This is a genomic window from Leptospira congkakensis, assembly GCF_004770265.1.
Lineage (GTDB): Bacteria > Spirochaetota > Leptospiria > Leptospirales > Leptospiraceae > Leptospira_A > Leptospira_A congkakensis.
This window is the reverse complement of sequence record NZ_RQGQ01000017.1, coordinates 589,504-607,838: the sequence shown is the minus strand read 5'-3', so window position 1 is coordinate 607,838 and position 18,335 is coordinate 589,504. Positions and strand designations below refer to the sequence as shown.

General features: G+C 34.9%; 15 protein-coding genes. 5 read left to right on the top strand and 10 right to left on the bottom strand.

The annotated features are described in order from the left end of the window. Nucleotides 1–32: 32 nt before the first annotated feature. Genes EHQ70_RS16335 through EHQ70_RS16325 form a run of 3 tightly spaced genes read right to left on the bottom strand, consistent with a single transcriptional unit; the run spans nt 33 to nt 3,909 of the window. Nucleotides 33–680 carry a hypothetical protein gene (locus tag EHQ70_RS16335; RefSeq protein WP_135588174.1) on the bottom strand — a complete coding sequence of 216 codons (648 nt, stop codon included), beginning with the start codon at nt 678–680 and terminating at the stop codon, nt 33–35. Next, nucleotides 677–3,331: a TonB-dependent receptor plug domain-containing protein gene (locus EHQ70_RS16330; protein WP_135588172.1), complete on the bottom strand. Its 2,655-nt coding sequence runs from the start codon at nt 3,329–3,331 to the stop codon at nt 677–679. The genes EHQ70_RS16335 and EHQ70_RS16330 overlap by 4 nt, the downstream gene beginning before the upstream one ends. Next, the gene (locus EHQ70_RS16325) at nt 3,328–3,909 is read right to left on the bottom strand and encodes a TetR/AcrR family transcriptional regulator (protein ID WP_135588170.1); all 582 of its coding nucleotides are present in this window, start codon (nt 3,907–3,909) and stop codon (nt 3,328–3,330) included. Before EHQ70_RS16325 ends, EHQ70_RS16330 begins: the two co-directional genes overlap by 4 nt. A 117-nt stretch (nt 3,910–4,026) precedes the next feature. On the opposite strand from EHQ70_RS16325, the gene EHQ70_RS16320 reads away from it, so the two are divergent. From EHQ70_RS16320 to EHQ70_RS16305, 4 genes are all read left to right on the top strand, one after another. Next, nucleotides 4,027–4,719 carry a nitroreductase gene (locus tag EHQ70_RS16320; protein ID WP_135588168.1) on the top strand — a complete coding sequence of 231 codons (693 nt, stop codon included), beginning with the start codon at nt 4,027–4,029 and terminating at the stop codon, nt 4,717–4,719. 70 nt (nt 4,720–4,789) lie between these two features. After that, the gene (locus EHQ70_RS16315; RefSeq protein ID WP_135588166.1) at nt 4,790–5,392 is read left to right on the top strand and encodes a class I SAM-dependent methyltransferase; all 603 of its coding nucleotides are present in this window, start codon (nt 4,790–4,792) and stop codon (nt 5,390–5,392) included. A 70-nt stretch (nt 5,393–5,462) separates the two neighbouring features. Beyond that, nucleotides 5,463–6,911 carry a M20/M25/M40 family metallo-hydrolase gene (locus tag EHQ70_RS16310; protein ID WP_135588164.1) on the top strand — a complete coding sequence of 483 codons (1,449 nt, stop codon included), beginning with the start codon at nt 5,463–5,465 and terminating at the stop codon, nt 6,909–6,911. A 12-nt stretch (nt 6,912–6,923) separates the two neighbouring features. Beyond that, nucleotides 6,924–8,999 (top strand): TerD family protein, encoded by a 2,076-nt coding sequence (locus EHQ70_RS16305; RefSeq protein WP_135588162.1) that lies wholly within the window; start codon nt 6,924–6,926, stop codon nt 8,997–8,999. A 113-nt stretch (nt 9,000–9,112) separates the two neighbouring features. On the opposite strand, the gene EHQ70_RS16300 is transcribed toward EHQ70_RS16305, so the two are convergent. The 6 genes from EHQ70_RS16300 to EHQ70_RS16275 form a co-directional block, all read right to left on the bottom strand. Further along, complete coding sequence (locus tag EHQ70_RS16300; RefSeq protein WP_135588160.1) at nt 9,113–9,610, bottom strand: hypothetical protein; 498 nt, start codon at nt 9,608–9,610, stop codon at nt 9,113–9,115. Nucleotides 9,611–9,666: 56 nt separating this feature from the next. After that, nucleotides 9,667–9,996, bottom strand: a complete 330-nt coding sequence (locus tag EHQ70_RS16295; protein ID WP_135588158.1) for a hypothetical protein — start codon at nt 9,994–9,996, stop codon at nt 9,667–9,669. 16 nt (nt 9,997–10,012) lie between these two features. Beyond that, the gene (locus EHQ70_RS16290) at nt 10,013–10,600 is read right to left on the bottom strand and encodes a hypothetical protein (RefSeq protein ID WP_135736256.1); all 588 of its coding nucleotides are present in this window, start codon (nt 10,598–10,600) and stop codon (nt 10,013–10,015) included. 95 nt (nt 10,601–10,695) lie between these two features. After that, complete coding sequence (locus EHQ70_RS16285) at nt 10,696–11,055, bottom strand: hypothetical protein (protein WP_135736257.1); 360 nt, start codon at nt 11,053–11,055, stop codon at nt 10,696–10,698. 1,270 nt (nt 11,056–12,325) lie between these two features. Beyond that, on the bottom strand, nt 12,326–14,944 hold the full coding sequence (locus EHQ70_RS16280; protein WP_135588152.1) for an AAA family ATPase: 2,619 nt from the start codon (nt 14,942–14,944) through the stop codon (nt 12,326–12,328). Nucleotides 14,945–15,023: 79 nt separating this feature from the next. Next, entirely contained in the window at nt 15,024–15,518 is a 495-nt protein-coding gene (locus EHQ70_RS16275) for an ankyrin repeat domain-containing protein (RefSeq protein ID WP_244288378.1), read from the bottom strand. A gap of 24 nt (nt 15,519–15,542) precedes the next feature. Here EHQ70_RS16275 and EHQ70_RS16270 point away from each other — a divergent pair, with 24 nt between their 5' ends. Further along, nucleotides 15,543–16,370, top strand: a complete 828-nt coding sequence (locus EHQ70_RS16270; protein WP_135588150.1) for a prohibitin family protein — start codon at nt 15,543–15,545, stop codon at nt 16,368–16,370. An 88-nt stretch (nt 16,371–16,458) separates the two neighbouring features. On the opposite strand, the gene EHQ70_RS16265 is transcribed toward EHQ70_RS16270, so the two are convergent. Continuing rightward, nucleotides 16,459–18,321, bottom strand: coding sequence for an ankyrin repeat domain-containing protein (locus EHQ70_RS16265; protein ID WP_244288377.1), 1,863 nt, complete (start codon nt 18,319–18,321; stop codon nt 16,459–16,461). Between the last annotated feature and the right edge of the window lie 14 nt (nt 18,322–18,335).

The following is an 18,335-nucleotide window of genomic DNA, read 5'->3' as shown; positions in this document are numbered from 1 at the left end:
GATGGCAAGGTTAAGGAAAGCGGATTTTGAATTTATGGATGAACGATTTCGACCAGGATTTTATTCTCATTGTTTCCCTGTGCTAGGTCTTTTTCCCAATCCTTAAACTCTAAATTCAAACAGCTGTTAGCACGATCACGATTGGCTTGGGGTAAAAAAGTATTGGCAGAAATGGTTTTTGCAGCTTTTGCAATTTTTCCACGAACTGACTCTAACCACTGGATTTCCGTAAAGGTAGCAAACCTTGTTCCTGCTGATGTTTGGAATCCTTCTAATTCACAAGTTTCCACAACTTGGAAAGTATATTGCGATTTAAAACTATCTATATTAGCAACCGTAGTTGCTTTCAAACTCAAAACACCTGAGAGGGCAATTGATTCTTGGCAATCGGTGGTTCTAGCCTGAATGATTCTAGTATCATTTAGAATAACGTTCAATTCACTTTGAGTGAGAATGAGTTGGTTTACATTACAAATTCCCAAAGGCCGCCGGCTACAAAATCGGTTATTGGAACTTAAAGTTGTGTTTGTTTTGATACAATTACCAGACTGCCGGACCAAATACAAAGTAGTGAGAGAAACGGTTTGTTTGTTTTCCTCTTCTTTTTGTTTTTCATCTCCATTTTCAAAACAAGAAATCAAACAAAGTAACAAACTGAATCCAATGGTAAATTTTTTCAAAATCTTACCTCAATACCAATATTGACAAGAGGGATGATTGCCATTTTTCCATTTGGTGTTTGGGAAACAATATAAGGAGAATTAACAGTATCATAAGTGGGGGCAGGGTTTTGGTTTCTTTGGAAATTTTTTGTGTTATCAAATTCAAAACCGGCCTGGTTTCTGCGGCCATAAAAATTCACAAATTCTATATAGGTATTGATGTAACCCCAAGAAAAATTTTCGATTCTATCAATCCGCAAATCAAACTGGTGGAAAGGCAAAAATCTGTCGCTGTTATAATTTCCAGAATAATTGGGAAAATATAAATTCAAACCAAATGTAGCCGCTTGACTTGCCCGTGTAGCGCTTGTAATGGGAGTGTATGGAGTCCCCGAAAAATATCGAAACCTTCCCCCCACCATCCATTCCGGATTGAATTTATAACCAAATACAATATTCAAAATATGAGTTCTGTCCAAATCATACAATTGTTCTTTGTCGTTATTGTAAATGACCTCTAAATTATTATCATCATAATAATTGATATAGTTGGTCCCCATTTTTGCTTGGGCAAGTAGAGTCCTAGAATTATTGAGTAAGGTTCTGTTTCTGGTTTCATCACTACTCAATCTGGATTGGTTATTGATACGTTTGGTGATGGAATTTGTGTAGGAGATCCAACCAAAAAGTCCGGACTGTTCTCTTGGATCTTTTGTTTTTTTAATAAAAATTTCCACACCTTCCGAATGCCCATAACCCGCATTGGAATAATTTAGATTTTTAGGAGTGATGGGGTTTGCTAAAACTTTTGCCGTTTCATTCACAAAAACACGTGTATCATTATTAAGAGCATACGGATCCACAATATAAGAGTCGGGAACGATGATGTTTTGAAAGATATTCCGAAAACCTTCGATTTTAATTTGCCAATTGTTTGCAAATTCTTGGCTCACACCAATCGAATTGTGTTCGGCTCTTTCCATAAAAAGATTTGGATTTCCTGACTTAGCGGACAAAGCTTCCACTGAAACTGGCGCATTGTAATGGATTCCATGTCCCGCCATAATCCCAGTTTTTGTGGATTCAAATAAATAACCACCAGTGATCCTAGGTGCTAAATTGGTTTCATTACTTCCTGAATAATGATCCACTCGCGCACCTGGTGTTAGGCGAAATCCTGCATATTTAAATGGAAGTTCTGCATAAGCGGATTTTTCTCTGTATCGAATTCGATCTCCGTCAATCACAGACCGGAAAGCTGCATTGGAATTCAAAAGATCATTAAAGATATTATAAAATAATCGATTATAAGAAGAGATATTTTCTCCCTTGAGAGTGGTCTCTCGGAACCGGCCTTGAACCCCAGCTTCTAGTTTGAGATGTTCCTCCCAAAGTTCCCATTCAAATGCATTTTGGACATAGGTGATTGTATCTGTAGTCCTGTTTTGTAACCCAAATATGTTTTCAGCAGTCAGTGGATTTGTAAATCGGAGTTCGAAAAACTCATTAAAGGAAGTGCGTGAATAAGAGATTGTATTTCGAAATGTTTTCCCTTTCCAAACGTAACGAATGGCATCCGTGCGAAACATTCGGTCGAGTCCAGTTGGGGGACGCGGGTCACCTCCTCCTCTTTCCAAATCCGCTTGGGCTTTGGTATAGGCTTGTCTATCTCTCGTTCCAAAAGTTTGAACAGAGAGTCTATGTTCCGCAGTAATATCCCAAATCATTTTCCATTGGTAATCCTGGTATTCTGCGAATTTCGCATCCTCTGGAATTCCTTGTGGGTATGCTTGTAATAATACTACGTTAGGATAGTTTTTTCTACCCGAACTAATCATAGCAAGTCCAGGGAGGATTTTGGTTTGGTTATAGATGTCAGATAAAAACAAATTTGTATTGATGACTGTTTTATTTTCATCCACACGATCCGTTCCTTCAATGGCAATGATTCCACCAGTCGCATAACCATATTTAGCTGGAAATGCTCCCGTAAACACATCAAAGGATTTGATTAAATTGTTATTTAAAACAGATGATTGGTTTCCTAAATGAAAAGGATAGGGAAGTGGAAATCCATCGAAGTAATATTGGTTTTGTCTTGTACCACCGCCACGTAATGACAAGTCCCCTCTTTCACTATTGGAATAAGGGTTCCCTGTGAGTAAGTTGGTTCCAATGTTTGTAAACACGGAAGGTAAAATTCCCACAGGGGCTCCAATCACAACGCCCGGAATGGTTTGTAAGGCTTTTAGTGAATCGCCGGAAACACCTGGAAGGCGTTTGATTTCATCTTGTACGAGTCCATACCGCGAAAGTGGAGTTTTGTCTCTTTCCCCGCTGACTAAAATTCCTGCTAGGTTAGCTTCGGAAATGGTAATGAGGATGACTTGGCCTTTAAACCGAACTTCACGAAATACAGATTCCGTCCTGTCGGCTGTGGAAATTTTGATTTCATAGTATCCAGGCTCGGGAAATCGAAGTTTGGCGATCCCCTCTTCATTTGAAACTCCAGTTGTTTTCCCTTTTTTGGAAATCACTACTGCGTTGGTAACTGGTTTTCCTGAGTTGGATTTCACAATTTGAAATACAACCTCTAGATTGCCATCAGCCAAAGAAGGGCGAATCCAACTAAAAAGTAAAATGAGTATTAGTAACCTGGTGATTTTCATTTAGATGATGGGATCAAACTTTCGGCAATTCGGTATAATTCATCTAATGACCTTTTATCATCAAGCAAACGATATCCTTGCAGGACCCCTTCATAAACAAAAAATAAATGTTTTGCAAGCAATCGACAGTCCACTTTGGAAATTAAATGACCATTTTGGACCGACTCTTTTAGATATTCTTCCAAACAATCGATGGTTCTATTTGCGATTTCTTCAATTTCTTTCTGAATTTCCAATTCATGGGGTGCAATTTGTGCGCGGAAGTTTGCCATTCCACACCCAAAAAGTTGGGACATCCGAGCTTCCCTAGAAAGAATACGAACCCAGGCCTTTACAAAATCCAGTGGTTTCGGATTTCGTTTCATTAAGGATTTGAGTAGGGTTAAATTTTCATCGGAATAGATCCGAATCACTTCCTTACCCAACATTTCCTTGGAATCAAAATGTTGGTACAAACTGGCCTTAACTGTTTTTGCTTCCTCCACAATTTGATTCAGTCCTGTCCCTGAGTACCCTTGTTTTAAAAAGAGGTTCCGGCTGACTTGTAAGAGGCGGACGCGGGTTGGTTCCTTTTTCATCTACCCTACAAACTGTCAATCCACCAAAACTAGGCAAACATTATACCAACTGGTATGTATAAAAATGCTTGCCCAATACATACCGACTGGTATGTATATTCCTCAGGAGAAAATCCCATGAACTTAGAAATGATATCCATACATGAAATCGCTACTTCTGTTACGGAAGCTTTAGAAACAAGACATAGCATTCGCGATTACCTTCCAAAATCCATTCCGAATGAAATCCTTCAAAAGGTTTTTGGAAAAGCCCTACGTTCCCCTAGCTGGAAAAATTCCCAACCTTGGAAGATACATATTGTGAGTGGAGAAAAACGGAACCAACTCTCACAGGAATTGGTAAAAGCCGCTTACGAGTCTGCACCAAAACCAGAAACCAATTGGCCAGAGTCTTACCCGAGTGATGCGAAAAAACGAATGTTTGATTTGGGGATGAAAATTTACGAAATAGCAGGGATTGAAAGAAAAGACAAAGAAGCAAGGAATCAGTTTATGCTTCGCAATTTTGAATTTTTTGGAGCTCCTACTGCTGTCTTCATTACATCCAAATTTGATCTAAATTATTATGTGGGAATTGATTTGGGATGTTTTCTCCAATCCGTTCTGCTTTTAGCAAGGGAAGAAGGTTTGGGAACTTGTGCGCAAGCATCTCTTGGCTCCTTTCCTGATGTAGTTAAAAATTCATTAGGTTTACCCGCCGAAGAAAAAGTGATTTTGGGATTGAGTATTGGGTATCCAAAACCAGATTCCAACCTCAACCGTTTCCACACACCACGAGAATCAGCCGAAGAATTAATTCGTTTCTATTGAAAAAGGATTTCTACTCAAGCAAGTTTGGTATAAAATAGAATCACTGATTCATTCAGAACAGAGGAGTCATATGTATACCAAAAATTTCTGGAACGAACGTTATGCGAACGAAGAATATGTGTATGGCAAAGAACCAAATGAATTTTTACGTTCGCGACTTCCTAATTTAAAAAAAGGAAGGATTTTATTTCCTTGCGAAGGGGAAGGAAGGAACGCCGTATTTGCTGCGGGCCTCGGTTGGGAGGTATTTGCCTTTGACCAATCGGAATCTGGAAAAGAAAAAGCAATCGCCCTTGCGAACGAAAAGAATGTTTCCATTCACTATGAAATTTCGGATGTCCTAGGTTATCCTTATGCACCAGAACAAATGGATATGGTTGCTCTTATCTTTTCACATTTTCATAAATCCATACGCACAACGGTTCATAGGAATTGTGTCCGCACCTTAAAACCAGGTGGGATTTTGTTATTGGAGGCCTTTTCACCAGATCAACTACAATACACATCCGGTGGTCCTAAAGATCCTGACATGCTTTGTCATTTGAAGGACTTACGAATGGATTTTTCCGAAATGAATGTTGAATACGAAGAAGCTCTTGAAACTGAACTGAATGAAAGTCCGTTCCACAAAGGAAAAGCTGCCATCGTCAGATTGGTTCTTCGAAAAAACTAATTTAGTTTTTACTTTTAAGTTTTCAAATCCATGATTCTATTTTTCTCACTGATAGTGGGAGAAAAGATTTATGAAGTTTAGCAAGTTATGGATTTCGGCCTTAGTAATTACGGTATTCACTGTCCAATGTTCATTTGGTCAAAAAGTAAAGTATGCCGAACTAAAAAAGGCCTATCCGAAGGTAGATTGGGAAAACCGCAAAGCTGAAGCAGTAAAACTTTTATCGGATCTATTAAAAATTCCTTCAGTTCGTGGAAATGAAATCCAAGTAGCCAAATACATACAAGCAGTCCTTTCAAAAGAAGGAATTCCTTCACGATTGGTTTTTGATCCTAAACATCCAACTAGACCCAACTTAATTGCAGAATTACAAGCAACGGTTCCTAATCCAGAACCAGGGATCATCCTTGCAAACCATTTGGATACAGTAGAATTTGATTCGAAAGAATGGAAAGTAAACCCTCTATCTGGAACAGTAAGTGAAGGCAGAGTTTGGGGTCGCGGAGCCATTGATATGAAAGGAATGGCCGTTATGGAATTACTTGCCTTTTTAGAAATCAAACGTTCAGGAATTCCAAGAACTAGAAAAATCATGTATTTAGGATTAGCCGATGAAGAATCGGGGTCTGTGTTAGGTGGTAGGTATATGACAACTGCCCAAAAACATTTACTCCAAGGTTACGAATATGCCATCAATGAAGGTGGTGTTGCCACAAGAGACATTGTCATTCCAGGAGCCACAATCTTTAACATCCAATATGCGGAAAAAGGAAATATTTGGTTACGGGCCAAAATCACCGGAACCAGTGGACATGGATCTACTCCTCCCAACCAATACCCTGCCCTTTCTTTAATCCAATTTTTTAATGAAGTGAGAGAACTTGAATCTGATATTCGTATCACAGAAGAAACGGATGCTTTCTTTTATCAATTGGGTACTATCAGTTCTTTTCCCAATTCATTTTTTCTTAAAAATGCTAGAAACCCTTTGATCAAACCATTATTACACGGAACGATTCGAGGAAATCGTCACCTAACTGCCATGACAACCAATACTAAATCTATAACGGGATTTCGTACGACAGAAGGGGAAGGTGGAGAAAATGTAATCGCAGGCGAGGCTTCGGGCAGACTTGATATCCGAACATTACCTGGTGTGGACATTCAAGACTTTGCCAATAAGGTAAAAACAATTGCGGAAAAGTATAAGGCAGAAGTAACTTTTACCGATATCAATCCAACAGATATATCTCCCATCAACACTCGTCTTTTCAGCACATTGGCAGCCGTTTCTGTAAACAAATTTCCAAATAGTACGGTGACTCCGTTTCTTTCTCCTGGAAAAACGGACAATTCGTACTTAAGAAGATTGGGAATTAAATCCTATGGTTTGATTCCAGCAGTTCTCAAATCAGAAGACATAGATGGAATGCATGGAAAAAACGAAAACATGACGGTTGATAATTTGGAACTTGGGACTAAGATTCTTTTTGAAACCTTGGTGGAGATGAATCAGTAGAGTAAAAATATTTTGAACAATATATACTTAAGACGGAAAAAAAAGATCATCATTCAAGGGAAAAACAACCAACTTGAAGATGTCTATATTTCTACCTTATTAAAGAACGTTGAAAATTTAGGTTATACATTCTCTGCAGAAATCATCGAGATATTAAGAACTTACTCAGTCGATGAAATTGAAGAGTTCTATCGTGAGATTATAGGTAATTTAAAACAATTACTGGGAGATCATGTTAGCTTTAAGCCCATGTACCCGAATTTCCCCAGACAGGTAATGGAGGCTAAAGAATCAGAATTATATCTAAATGCTTGGCTTCATTATTTTGGCGATTGGTTAGGGATTAGAATATTACCTCAATATTTAAAAGAACCAAGACCAACTTTAAAAGATAATATTAACTTAAAAATTATCGAGTTAGGCAACGTTCAAGATTTCAACCTTATATTTACTAGAGTTGTTGGTTCAAATATTCCTGTTTCAGAAATAGACAAAGTAGATATTGAATGGTTTGTAAAACATTATCAAGATTCTACTATCAAGTATCTTCCAAATGATATCCCCCTAAAGGAGAATATTGCATTTATTGGAGCCTCTTTAACTAAATATACTAATATTGCCGATTCCTTTATGAGAGAAAATTTTAAAACGGCGACTGACATACTTCGTTATATAACGGTTTTATCAGACGGAGACGTAAGTCTTTCAGAAAATACAAAATTTAAAAATATTAAAAAAAGAGACCGTCGACTCATATTATCCTTACTTGAGAATTGTACTTCGATAACAGAAGATATGTTGCGTTACCGTGAACAATGGAAACGAATTGGAGAAAAAATTCATCCATCTGAATATAAAAATAAATTTCCAAAGTGTTATGAAGCATTCGACGTTATTAGAAATGACAAACCATTTGAAACATTCAATCGAAAACTTGAGAAGTTTTTGAGTGAAAAAAATTTAGAGTCTTTAATCGCATTATTAAAAAATCGGCCCGGGGAATTTGCTAGAAAACTGGATAAATTGATTCGTATATCCAAAGATGCGAACCCTATCATAGAAACCTTTGAACAAATAGCTGGCAAAGTATCTAATGCTGTATTACTACAAGTTTTAACTCATTTTAAATACCGTAATCAAACACAAGATTTGCGTATTTTTTTTCCTAAAGGAAATGTTAGTAAAGTACAAGCAATAAAATATAATCTGAATCAAATAGATGAAGTCACTCGCCTCAAGGTAGTTTCAATCTGTAAGGACACTTTGGTTCAAAAGTTCAAAAACATGGAACCTTTAGGGAATGTTTATATTGATAAAAGTTTAGAAAAATATACTGTACCTTTTGCATTAAGATCTTCTTCAAAATCTTTAAAAACAATTTCCAAAGGTAGTAAACTAGATCTACCAGATGGAAATACGGTGAGGTTTTTTATTTGGTGGAAAGATGGAAAACAAAGAACCGATATTGATTTAAGTGCCATTGCTCTCGATAAAAATTATATATTCAAAACAACTATAGCATATTTCAATTTAAAAGAATTGGGAGGTTACCATAGCGGAGATATAACCTCTGCTCCCGATGGAGCTTCTGAGTTTATAGACATCGATATCAATCAATTTCTTAATTTCGGATCTCGTTATATTATCATGTCAATTAATTCATACACACAACAGCCATTTGTTGATTTACCTGAATGTTTTGCTGGTTATATGATAAGACAACACCCAAATAGTGGTGAAATTTTTGATCCCAAAACAGTTGAGAATAAATTTGACATTACTTCGAATACAAAAATTTGTATTCCTCTCATTATTGATCTTGAAGATAGGAAAGTAATTTGGACGGATATTTCCATCACGGATAGGATCGGTTATAATAATAATGTGATTAATAATTTGTCTTCGATTTCCCTTATGAGTAAAGCAATGACATCACTTATGAAACCAAGTCTTTATGAACTTTTCCAACTACATGCAGAAGCCAGGGGAAAAAGAACAGAATCAAAACAGGAAGCAAATACAATTTTTAGCGAAAAAGAGGGAATCACTCCGCTTGATGTTGAACAAATCATTGCCAATTTTTTATAAATTAGAAATATTTGTAACGAGGGCTATTTGGTTGCTTCCTTCTATGATCAACTCTAGCGACCAAGCTTTCCCTCTTTTGTATTCATATTTTTTGCGTTTTACTTTTGAAGCATTCAAAGTTTACGATTGCTAATACTGGATTTTAACAAGTATCCATCAATCTTTCCACTTCTAACTTTCACCCAAAGAATGTTATCGTAACTAATTTCAGTCATACTAATTCGATTTTCTAGAACTTGAATTGTACCATTACGATCAATAGTTTTTAGAATGCGTGAATCGAGATTTTTATCCTGATAAATATTTGCATGTCTATACTCATTAATTTGATAAATTCCTTTTTGAATGATATCAATTTGATCGGAGCAACTATGATTACATTTAATGGGAAAAGAGGTTTTTTCAATCGTAGAATTGTTATTATAATGGAACTTAGTTCCACAATTTTCTGCAGAAACTTCAGATGAATAGGATTTGATTGTGTTACAAGTAAATGAATAAATTCTATTATCTTTGAAAGCAATATTAGGACCAGAATTCCACATAACAGTATTAAAAAACTCTCTCGGGTATAAAAGATCATTAGCTTCAAAACCACGATAGAGATACATATTAAAATATACCTTAGTGACCCGTTTCCGATAGTTTTCTTTGTCTTCTAAATTGATTAAATCATCAATATTTTCTGGAACGTAACATTTTTTAATAATTTAAATCTATAAAAAGTTTTTAAATTAGAAAGTATTGGATAACTGATAATGATCCTTTCCGTGAGATTGTTTACTAAAAATGCTTCTAAGATAGGTGTCCCATCATTAAGCCAATGAGCTAAATAACCAGCATTTGAATCTTTTAAGAACCATTCTCCATTTTTAAATTGTTTTGCATAAATTGGAATATGCGAAGGTCTAGTTGTAATGATTGAATTTTTTTCTTCTTTATTCCCGCAATGAATCAATAAAAATAAAATAGGAATCATATATTTATGGTATTTCATGTTTGGAGTTTTCCCGTTAATATTTTTCTTCAGAATTTAAAAAACATCCAGCTTCTTCATTTTCAATGTTTAACGGTCCACTTATGGACTTACCGGAAATAGGTTTATCAAGAGTAGAATTCAGATTCAAAATAATTATATTCTTTTTGTCTAAGATTTCATTGCCAGACACAAGGAATTTTAAGGGATATTTTCCATATTTAATTAGTAAATTATTTTTAAGTCGATTAAAACAATCTTTGATTACTTTTGAATCGGAAGTATGATAATCGCTGATACATTGAGTAGTAATTTCCGAATCGTTTTCTTTAAAAGTACCGGTAAAATTTATTCCTTTTTTGGATTTCTTCCATGTCCCCCTAATTGCTCTAGTGCCTAAACATCCGGTGAAACGATAATAGAAAATCCCTGATCTATGGAATATAATTTCTTCGCAATCAGCTATATAATCAATTTTACCGAATTGAAATTTACTTGGAAACGTATCAAATGTATAACCGTTGCTTTCAAAAGACTTAATTGTCTTGCAGTCTGTCTCTATTGAATGAACGGAGGTTCCAATAATAAAGATACCTAGGATAATTAATTTTAATACATGAAACATTTTCATTTTATACTCTGATAAAAATTTTTTTATCTATTTTGACTTAATTTGAAAACTTACAAATTTGCTGTTATACGCCCATGGACATGGAATACTTATTTTGAATATCCAACATAAGTAAGTTCTTTCATTGATTCAATATTGAATTCCACTGCTGTCAACCAAGGTTCAGCAATTGGAAGATCATGTTCAAAGTTGAATTCAGGAGCTTTTCCCTCTATATAGAATTCGGGTTTATTTAGTGTCGTTTGTAAACTATATACAAATGTGATCTTATTGATTAGGTCATGTGCCTCGTACCACCCTAAGCTTAATAATTTATCCCTTTCTTCCCTTGTTATTGGTTTATTTTTTATTGTATAAGAAAATGCTGAAACATAACATTTATCAACATCTTGACTTTTTGAATAATAATTTCCATGCACTGATACTTTATGCTTACATAAAACAGGCATAAACAATATTGATTGACAAGGTATTGTATTAAAAAAGACCGAGGTTACCTCTATTTTACATTCTTGAGTTACCTCGATAGTATAATCGATCTTGTTATTCTGTGAACAATTTACGGCAATCAGAAAGATAAAGATTTTTATAAACGAATTTGTCATAGTAAAAGAGTATAACTTCGAATAAAATCGGTTAAAATATGCCGAGAATTTCAGATAACTTAATGGTATCAATTTCTATTTCCAAATTTACTCTATTAATATCTATTCTTCTGCAATTTATTTTGTATTAAGAAGAAATTTTAAATTATTAATACATTTTATGCTCATGGTGCATAACGAACTATACTAACCGACGTAGGTTGGCCCTGAGTCCTGACTGGGACGTTAGTTCCGAAGCGATAATCCGCTACTGTTATGCGAAGTGTTTCATTCTACATCAGATGTTATTTCATTCTCGAAATATATTTTCTGCCATTGTCGAATTAAAGTAATATAAAGTAAATAGGATAGAGAAAATAAAACAAAAGTGGTTAATAATCTTAAATAATCAATAAAATATGCAATAAATTCAAATTGAAATATAATATTAATAAATATTAGAATTGCATAGATATTTAACAGTTTTTTGTGTTTTAGAAATATTTTAATCTTAGGTAAAATGTTATATCGAGATCTAGAGCCGACAATGCAAACTAGTATTAAGTGGTATATTGATATTAAAAGTAAAATCAATATATTTCTAACGAATTCATGTATTTGATTGAAATAATTTAAGAATAAATAGAGGAAAGGTATCATAAGAATTGAAAATATTATTTGAAATTCTAATAAAGTCCAAAATAAATACATAGGTTTAACATCTTCTTTAGTTGGTTCTGTGCTAGTTAGTTCAAAAAATAATTTGAACAACATAGTAAATATATATAATCCTCCGATCATTATTAATAATGAAATCGGAAAAACTGAAGTAGGTTCAAGATCGTATTTGTCGTAGTTTAGGTTAATATAAAATAGTGGAGCAATTATTATAAATATTAAACTTATTCTTTTGAATTTGTTATTTCTGATAATATCTCTTATTAAATTATCGATTAAAATCATATTATTTTCCTTTGGTTGATTTGAAACATTTCGCATAACGAACTAGTCTTGACGAATTTTCCCGCCCTGAGCCTGCGTTGTAGGCCTTAGGGAGATCGGAAATTTGTCGCAGGCCGACCAAGGGCTTGTCCCGAAGTGAAGCGTTAAGATGCTGTTAGCCGCAGTGCTGATTTTATCTAATAGCAATCTCTAACTGCTCAAGAGATTCAACTATAGTTTTTACGGTTGAAACTTCGAATTCTGATCGATCGCTTTCCTCATGAGTTCCTTTGTTTAAATATTTCCATTCTTTAGATTCGCCACTAATTCCAAGCAATTTATCTAATGATTCTATAAGTTTTTGTTTGTTGCTGAAATGGAAGGTTTCTTTGTTAGCTTTTGATCTCAATTGTTCTGTTACATTTCTAAGTTCAGGTGGAGATTTTGGATATCGAAGTTTTAAGCTTAAATTTCCATCGCCATGTTTATTAAGTAACTTCCAAATCTCAAGAGTAATAAATTCTAATCCTCGGCGACTGTTTGCAAGTGTTTCGCGAATTTCTTGTTTTTCTAATCTTTCTCTTGCAACCAATATATAGTTCCGTGGAGTAGGAGATGAATCTACGATTATTTTGTTGTCTCCTTTATGCGGTAAAAAGACATACGACTTTGATTTTTTAGTAGCTTCTGAACCTATTAAATTGTGAACATCTTTGAAAAATTCTTCACCGTGTGTTGTTAATATGATTTGCGTATTCTCAAAGTAGACATCTTCATAGAGAGTCCTTCGAATAGCATCCCTATGTTCATCGTCAATAGCATTAACAGGATCATCAAAGATTAGAATAGGATTTTTTTCTTTTACATTTTTTGCTAATAATATTGACAACCCTAAACATCGAATATGACCCTCGCTTAAAATATGAAGAGCATCATAATATAAATCTAGGTTGCTATTGAAGGCGATTTCAATTTTTTCATTCTTTTCCAAAGGTAGGCGGATGGAACCGATTTTATCATTTTCAGGGTCTTGCCTATTAAAAGAATTATATATATCTTTCACTATATCGGATAAATCTGCAATTAATAAAGAAGGAAGTTTATTTCGGTAATTTTGAAGTGCAAGAATGAAATTTTGATATGAATTCGTGATTTTTTGATTTCGCAGCACTATTTCTTTTTCAACGTTAACTGCTTCTATAAGTTCTTTGTTTTCTATTTCAAATTTTTTTATTTCTTCGTCAGCCTTTTCTATAAATTGCAACTTTGTTTTTTTATTTTCGTCATGCCTTATAATTATTTCTTTAAGATTTCGTAGAGATTTAAGTTCTTGATTTAGAGATTCTCTTTCTTCTTTTCGCTTTTCAAGTTTCGTATTATGCAATTTGACCGCGTCGCTAATTTTTTGAAGAGATATTCTGTTTTTGGAATTAGAATTGAATTTGTTTTCCCACCAATGAATGGATATGTGATTGTTCTCCGGTATTAATTCATTAATGTTTATCTCTGCTTTTTCTGGTATTAACTCTGAATCAATATATTCAATATTTTTGAGCATACTAACTACATCTACCAAGGTGGATCTAATGCTTTCTGTGAGAATTTCGATTTCTGTCTCCAGCTTCGAAAGATATTCTAAAGTTTGTAATCCCTTTTCAGATCGTATAAATGGATTTTCCCTAACAGAATCTAATGGAGTCAAACATGCGGGGCAAAATTCTGATGACTCGTCTTTGATGGATAAAATTGCTTTATACAAGTCTCTATAATTTATTTCGCTTATTCTTTTTTTGTAATCTTCTTTTTTTTCATCAAGCTCTTTTGAATATTTAATAATTAGTTCTTCTAGACTTATTACAATCCCAAAATTGAAATCAAAATTTGGTGGAAGAGGACTATTAATTTCTTCCTCGATTACCTCAATTCTGCTTTTGGAACTGTCTAGTCCGATTAGTTTGCAGAGCTCTACATATTCTAATTTAGCATTAAAATCTGATGAAATCTTTGTTTCGACTTCAAGAATCTCAATTTGAGTTTTTTCCTTATTTTTTATTACTTCTTCATGGTTTGCTAGTATCTTTCTTTTCTCAGCGAGTTCTTCGTTTTTGATGCCAACTAAATCGATATATTTCGTATCAAATTCGGTTGAAAAGTTTTTAACAAACTCATTAAATCGTTCTAGTCCGAATAAAGAACCAATTAATTTTTCTTGATGAGTTGGTGTCTTTGCTGCAATTCTAGAAAAATTATCAATCCGATTCTTCTCTACAAAACAAAATCTATATTTTTCTTCGTCAGGAAAAATAGGTATAGTTGAATCATGAATGTCTTTAGCTTTTAGAATTGGGGGACTAAAATTGTTCAATCGAGCATTTTTTAAGTAATCTTCCTGTCTTGAAAATCTTTTAGATTCTGCTTCTTCGACGAAACCAAGTAATCCGTATTCTAAAGCTTCACAAAAACTAGATTTACCTGTCCCATTCGGTCCAAAAAGAAGAACGATTCTATCATCTAGGTCAAATTCCTCCAAATCAGTAAAACCTCTAAAAGATTTTATACTTAAACTAGTTAATCGCTTAATTTGATGAGTATCAGTGTCTTCAGTTTCCTTAGCTTTTGTTTCTGTTATTTCCTTGTTCTCGTATTCACTTTGGGCTAAAGAAATTAATTCAATAGAACGTTTACCTCTATTGGTTCCAAGTGGTTCGAGTTTGTCTAAGTTATCGTAAACTATTTGAGCTATTTTCAGTAATCCCGAATCGGAATTTTCTTCTTTAAGTTTCTCTATAAATCTTTTATATTCTGGAATCATGAACTATAATCCTTTCTATTTGTAAATTACAGCATTGCGGCTAACGAACTATATTCGAACTTGTTTAAATAGGAAATTCCTATTTAAGAGAACCTAGATACTTTAGTATTCCTTCTTCCCCACGTTCTTCTGCAAGTTCCATAAGACTCACCCCACCCACAGTTTTAACCTTGGTTTCCGCACCAGCCTTCACTAAAAGTTTAACCAAATCTAAATTTCCACGGTAAACGGCGCGGTAGAGAGCTGTTTCGCCGGTGGTATTGCGTAGGTTGACATTAGCGCCTCTTTCGATTAAAAACTTAGCCATTTCCAGTTCTTCATCATCCGCTGCTTTGATTAAAGAGGAATTGCCTAAGGAGTCCTTGGCATTGACGGACACACCTTCCGCCAGAATTGTTTTTACTAATTCTAAGTTTCCCTTTTCGACTGCCTGGAACAGACGGTGCTCCCTACTCATAGGAGCTTTGACTACAGTTTCATCTTCCATACAGGAAAAGCTGGATCCAATCATTAATAAAAAAATGACAATGGATAACCTTTGGAATAAAAATCGACTGGATAGAAATTCTAACATCGGTTTTAGTCTAATGGTTTAACTATGAAGCGTCGATCCATTTTTCCAACCAGTTTCCAGTTCCTTTCCATTTTGGGTGTGAGCCTTTTTTTTACATCGTGCCTCTCCATCATCAGTCCGGGAGAGGTGGGTCTGATGTGGCGACCGTATAGCACGGGTCTCAGCCAAAAACCCTTAGAATCTCGAGTGCAAACCTATATGCCTTGGAACAGTGTTTATGTCTACTCCGTCCAATGGAGCAGTTACCAAGAAAAAGTAGAAGTCCTCACTCGTGATGATTTAACTATTACTGTCAGTGCGGCGATCATCATCCGACCGATTCAAAACGAAATATATGAATTGGAAATGGAAATTGGCCGAGGGTATTATGAAAAGGTAGTCAAACCACAATTTCGGACTGCAATTCGAAATATTTTGTCTGCCTATAACATGGTTTCCATTTCAAAGGAAACACCTAACGTTTCAGCACAGATTAAAAAATCTTTGAGTGAAAAGTTAAAGGACAAACACGTTGAAATTGATGATGTGATCATTGATGATGTAGAATACAGTCCTTCCATTTTGAAAGCGATTGAAAGCAAACTTACGAAACAACAAGAACAAGAACAAATGAAGTTCGAAATCAATATCGCCAAACGTGATGCAGAGATCCAACAAATCTCAGCTGATGGTAAAGCGAAAGCGGTTCTCATTGAAGCGGAAGCCCAAGCAAAAGCACAAAGGATGATTTCAGAATCTTTGACTCAGAAATACATCCAATTGAAAGCTATGGAAAATCCAAATAATAAATTGATCTTCGTTCCAAACGGAAAAGATGGATTGCCTATCATTGTGAATCCTGAGGGAAAATAAATTCTGTATTATTTTCAATCTAAGAATAGAGAAGTCAGTTTTTACTTTACTGATTTCTCTATTCGAAAACAAAGTTTACACTAAGAAATCAATTCATTGGTGTTCCTAAATTTTTTAGGTTTTGATTCAATTCAGCAGGTTCAATTTCTGATCTGAGACTTCTGTTATTTCCGATCGACGTTAATGGATTTTTTGGGTTCGGTGATTTTGAAAGAGACAAGGATCTAGAAAGCGATTTTGTTAGTGGTTGCAGTAAAGTAACAATTTGAGAATGGCCCCTAACTTCGGATAACCGAAGAGCATTCCAACCATCCACTGAAAAATCTGTATTTACTTGGTGAGATATCAGTGCTCTTACAGATTCGGTACGCCCAAAGTAAGCTGCATACAATAAAGCAGACCAACCTTCATAGATTGTATTAGGATCGGCTCCTTGGTTCAAAAGGGAAATGGCTTCTTCTTCCCTTCCTTCATAGATAGCAGCTACCATTGGTTTGCCTAAACTGGGATCAATCTTTACTTTCGTAGGTTGTGGTGTTGGACTATCATTTGAAGAAACAACAGTCGTTTCCTTTTGAAAAGGTGAGACTAAAATAATTTCTAATTGGTCTGCCAAACCGGTTAGATCGTTCACCCAACCAAACTTTCCATCCGGCAAATAAAAAAAACGAGCTGCTGCTCGAAAAGATAAACCTTTACCAGAACCAAATGCTTGTGGTTTAGAGACTATAGTCCCATCTTTTTTGATCAAACATGCTTCCAAATTCATATTTGAAATTTTAGGGAACCATTTATCTTTTTCCGTACCATCATCAGTCATCCACATAACAAACAAATGATCCTTTCCTAAGGGAACAATCCTTGGAATTCTTTCTCTTTGTTTGGTTGTATTGGTTAAATAAATAGGTTTAGAAAGCCCAGCTTCAGTTTGAATCAGTAAACCAATATCGTACGAAGAACGATCTAAATTCGAATCAAATGTGATCCAAGTTGTGCCATCTTTTGAGTATAGATCACCAGTGGAAATCGGAACGTATTGGTAAGTTTCATTTGGTCCGGCTTTGGGCACAACAATGGGTAACTCACGTTTTCGAGAAGGAAAACTATCCACCACCAAACCTCTTGGATAAGCATCACCGACTGTGACCATCACCAATTGTTTTCCATCATTGATAAATCTAGGTCGAAAACTATGACTTACATTCCACGTAAACCCTTCGGGTGTTTTGCCATCAGACTTCATCACTCGTTTACCAGAATCATCAAATAGGGCAAGATATTCACTTTGGTGAGTTACCCCATCATCCCACTTTCGATAGGTTGAAAAATAAGTCGCATAATGATCGTCAGCCGTCTTTGCCAAAGTTAAAGTTCCAAATGTAGTATCGATACCTTGGTCTCCGACTTTTTTGTATTCCTTTGTACCAACAATCCTAGTACTAAAGTTTAATTTTCCGGAAGTAGAGTATTGATTGATATAAGCCGTATGAAAATTTTTGGATTCGTAATTTCCTTTCTTTTCAATCACGAACTCAGACAATAAAACAGTCAGGCCATTAGAGTCTGCAATGGTATCTTCAATTCGAAAGTTTTTTAAACTCACTAGTTCTTTTAAAACTTTGAAATTAGAATCTAAACTGACAATTCTTCCATTGGAATTTCCATCATTGTATGCAAGGTAGTATTCTCCTGATTTGACATATACTAACTTTGGTGCTGGCGTACCATCGGACATAGCATTCGTATAAGAAATAGAAGTAGTCGTTAGATTAGAATGGTCTGTTGGTATTTTTACTGAAATCCGTTCTGTGGATTCAGCAATTTGATTGGTATTTAAAAGGATATTAGAATCTGCCGAAAGAAAGGTAAATGGATAGAGGAAAAGATATACGGAGACGAATAAAATATTTTTTAAAACATTGAAGTTATTAGGAGTACAGCTCGCGTTCATTCTTTTTTTCATTA

Coding starts and splice junctions, on each gene's coding strand:
- EHQ70_RS16285 (WP_135736257.1), bottom strand. CDS start 11,055: ATGCCTGTTTTATGTAAGCATAAAGTATCAGTGCATGGAAATTATTAT.
- EHQ70_RS16320 (WP_135588168.1), top strand. CDS start 4,027: ATGAACTTAGAAATGATATCCATACATGAAATCGCTACTTCTGTTACG.
- EHQ70_RS16330 (WP_135588172.1), bottom strand. CDS start 3,331: ATGAAAATCACCAGGTTACTAATACTCATTTTACTTTTTAGTTGGATT.
- EHQ70_RS16290 (WP_135736256.1), bottom strand. CDS start 10,600: ATGTTTCATGTATTAAAATTAATTATCCTAGGTATCTTTATTATTGGA.
- EHQ70_RS16275 (WP_244288378.1), bottom strand. CDS start 15,518: ATGTTAGAATTTCTATCCAGTCGATTTTTATTCCAAAGGTTATCCATT.
- EHQ70_RS16280 (WP_135588152.1), bottom strand. CDS start 14,944: ATGATTCCAGAATATAAAAGATTTATAGAGAAACTTAAAGAAGAAAAT.
- EHQ70_RS16310 (WP_135588164.1), top strand. CDS start 5,463: ATGAAGTTTAGCAAGTTATGGATTTCGGCCTTAGTAATTACGGTATTC.
- EHQ70_RS16265 (WP_244288377.1), bottom strand. CDS start 18,321: ATGAACGCGAGCTGTACTCCTAATAACTTCAATGTTTTAAAAAATATT.
- EHQ70_RS16315 (WP_135588166.1), top strand. CDS start 4,790: ATGTATACCAAAAATTTCTGGAACGAACGTTATGCGAACGAAGAATAT.
- EHQ70_RS16270 (WP_135588150.1), top strand. CDS start 15,543: ATGAAGCGTCGATCCATTTTTCCAACCAGTTTCCAGTTCCTTTCCATT.
- EHQ70_RS16295 (WP_135588158.1), bottom strand. CDS start 9,996: ATGAAATACCATAAATATATGATTCCTATTTTATTTTTATTGATTCAT.
- EHQ70_RS16325 (WP_135588170.1), bottom strand. CDS start 3,909: ATGAAAAAGGAACCAACCCGCGTCCGCCTCTTACAAGTCAGCCGGAAC.
- EHQ70_RS16300 (WP_135588160.1), bottom strand. CDS start 9,610: ATGTATCTCTATCGTGGTTTTGAAGCTAATGATCTTTTATACCCGAGA.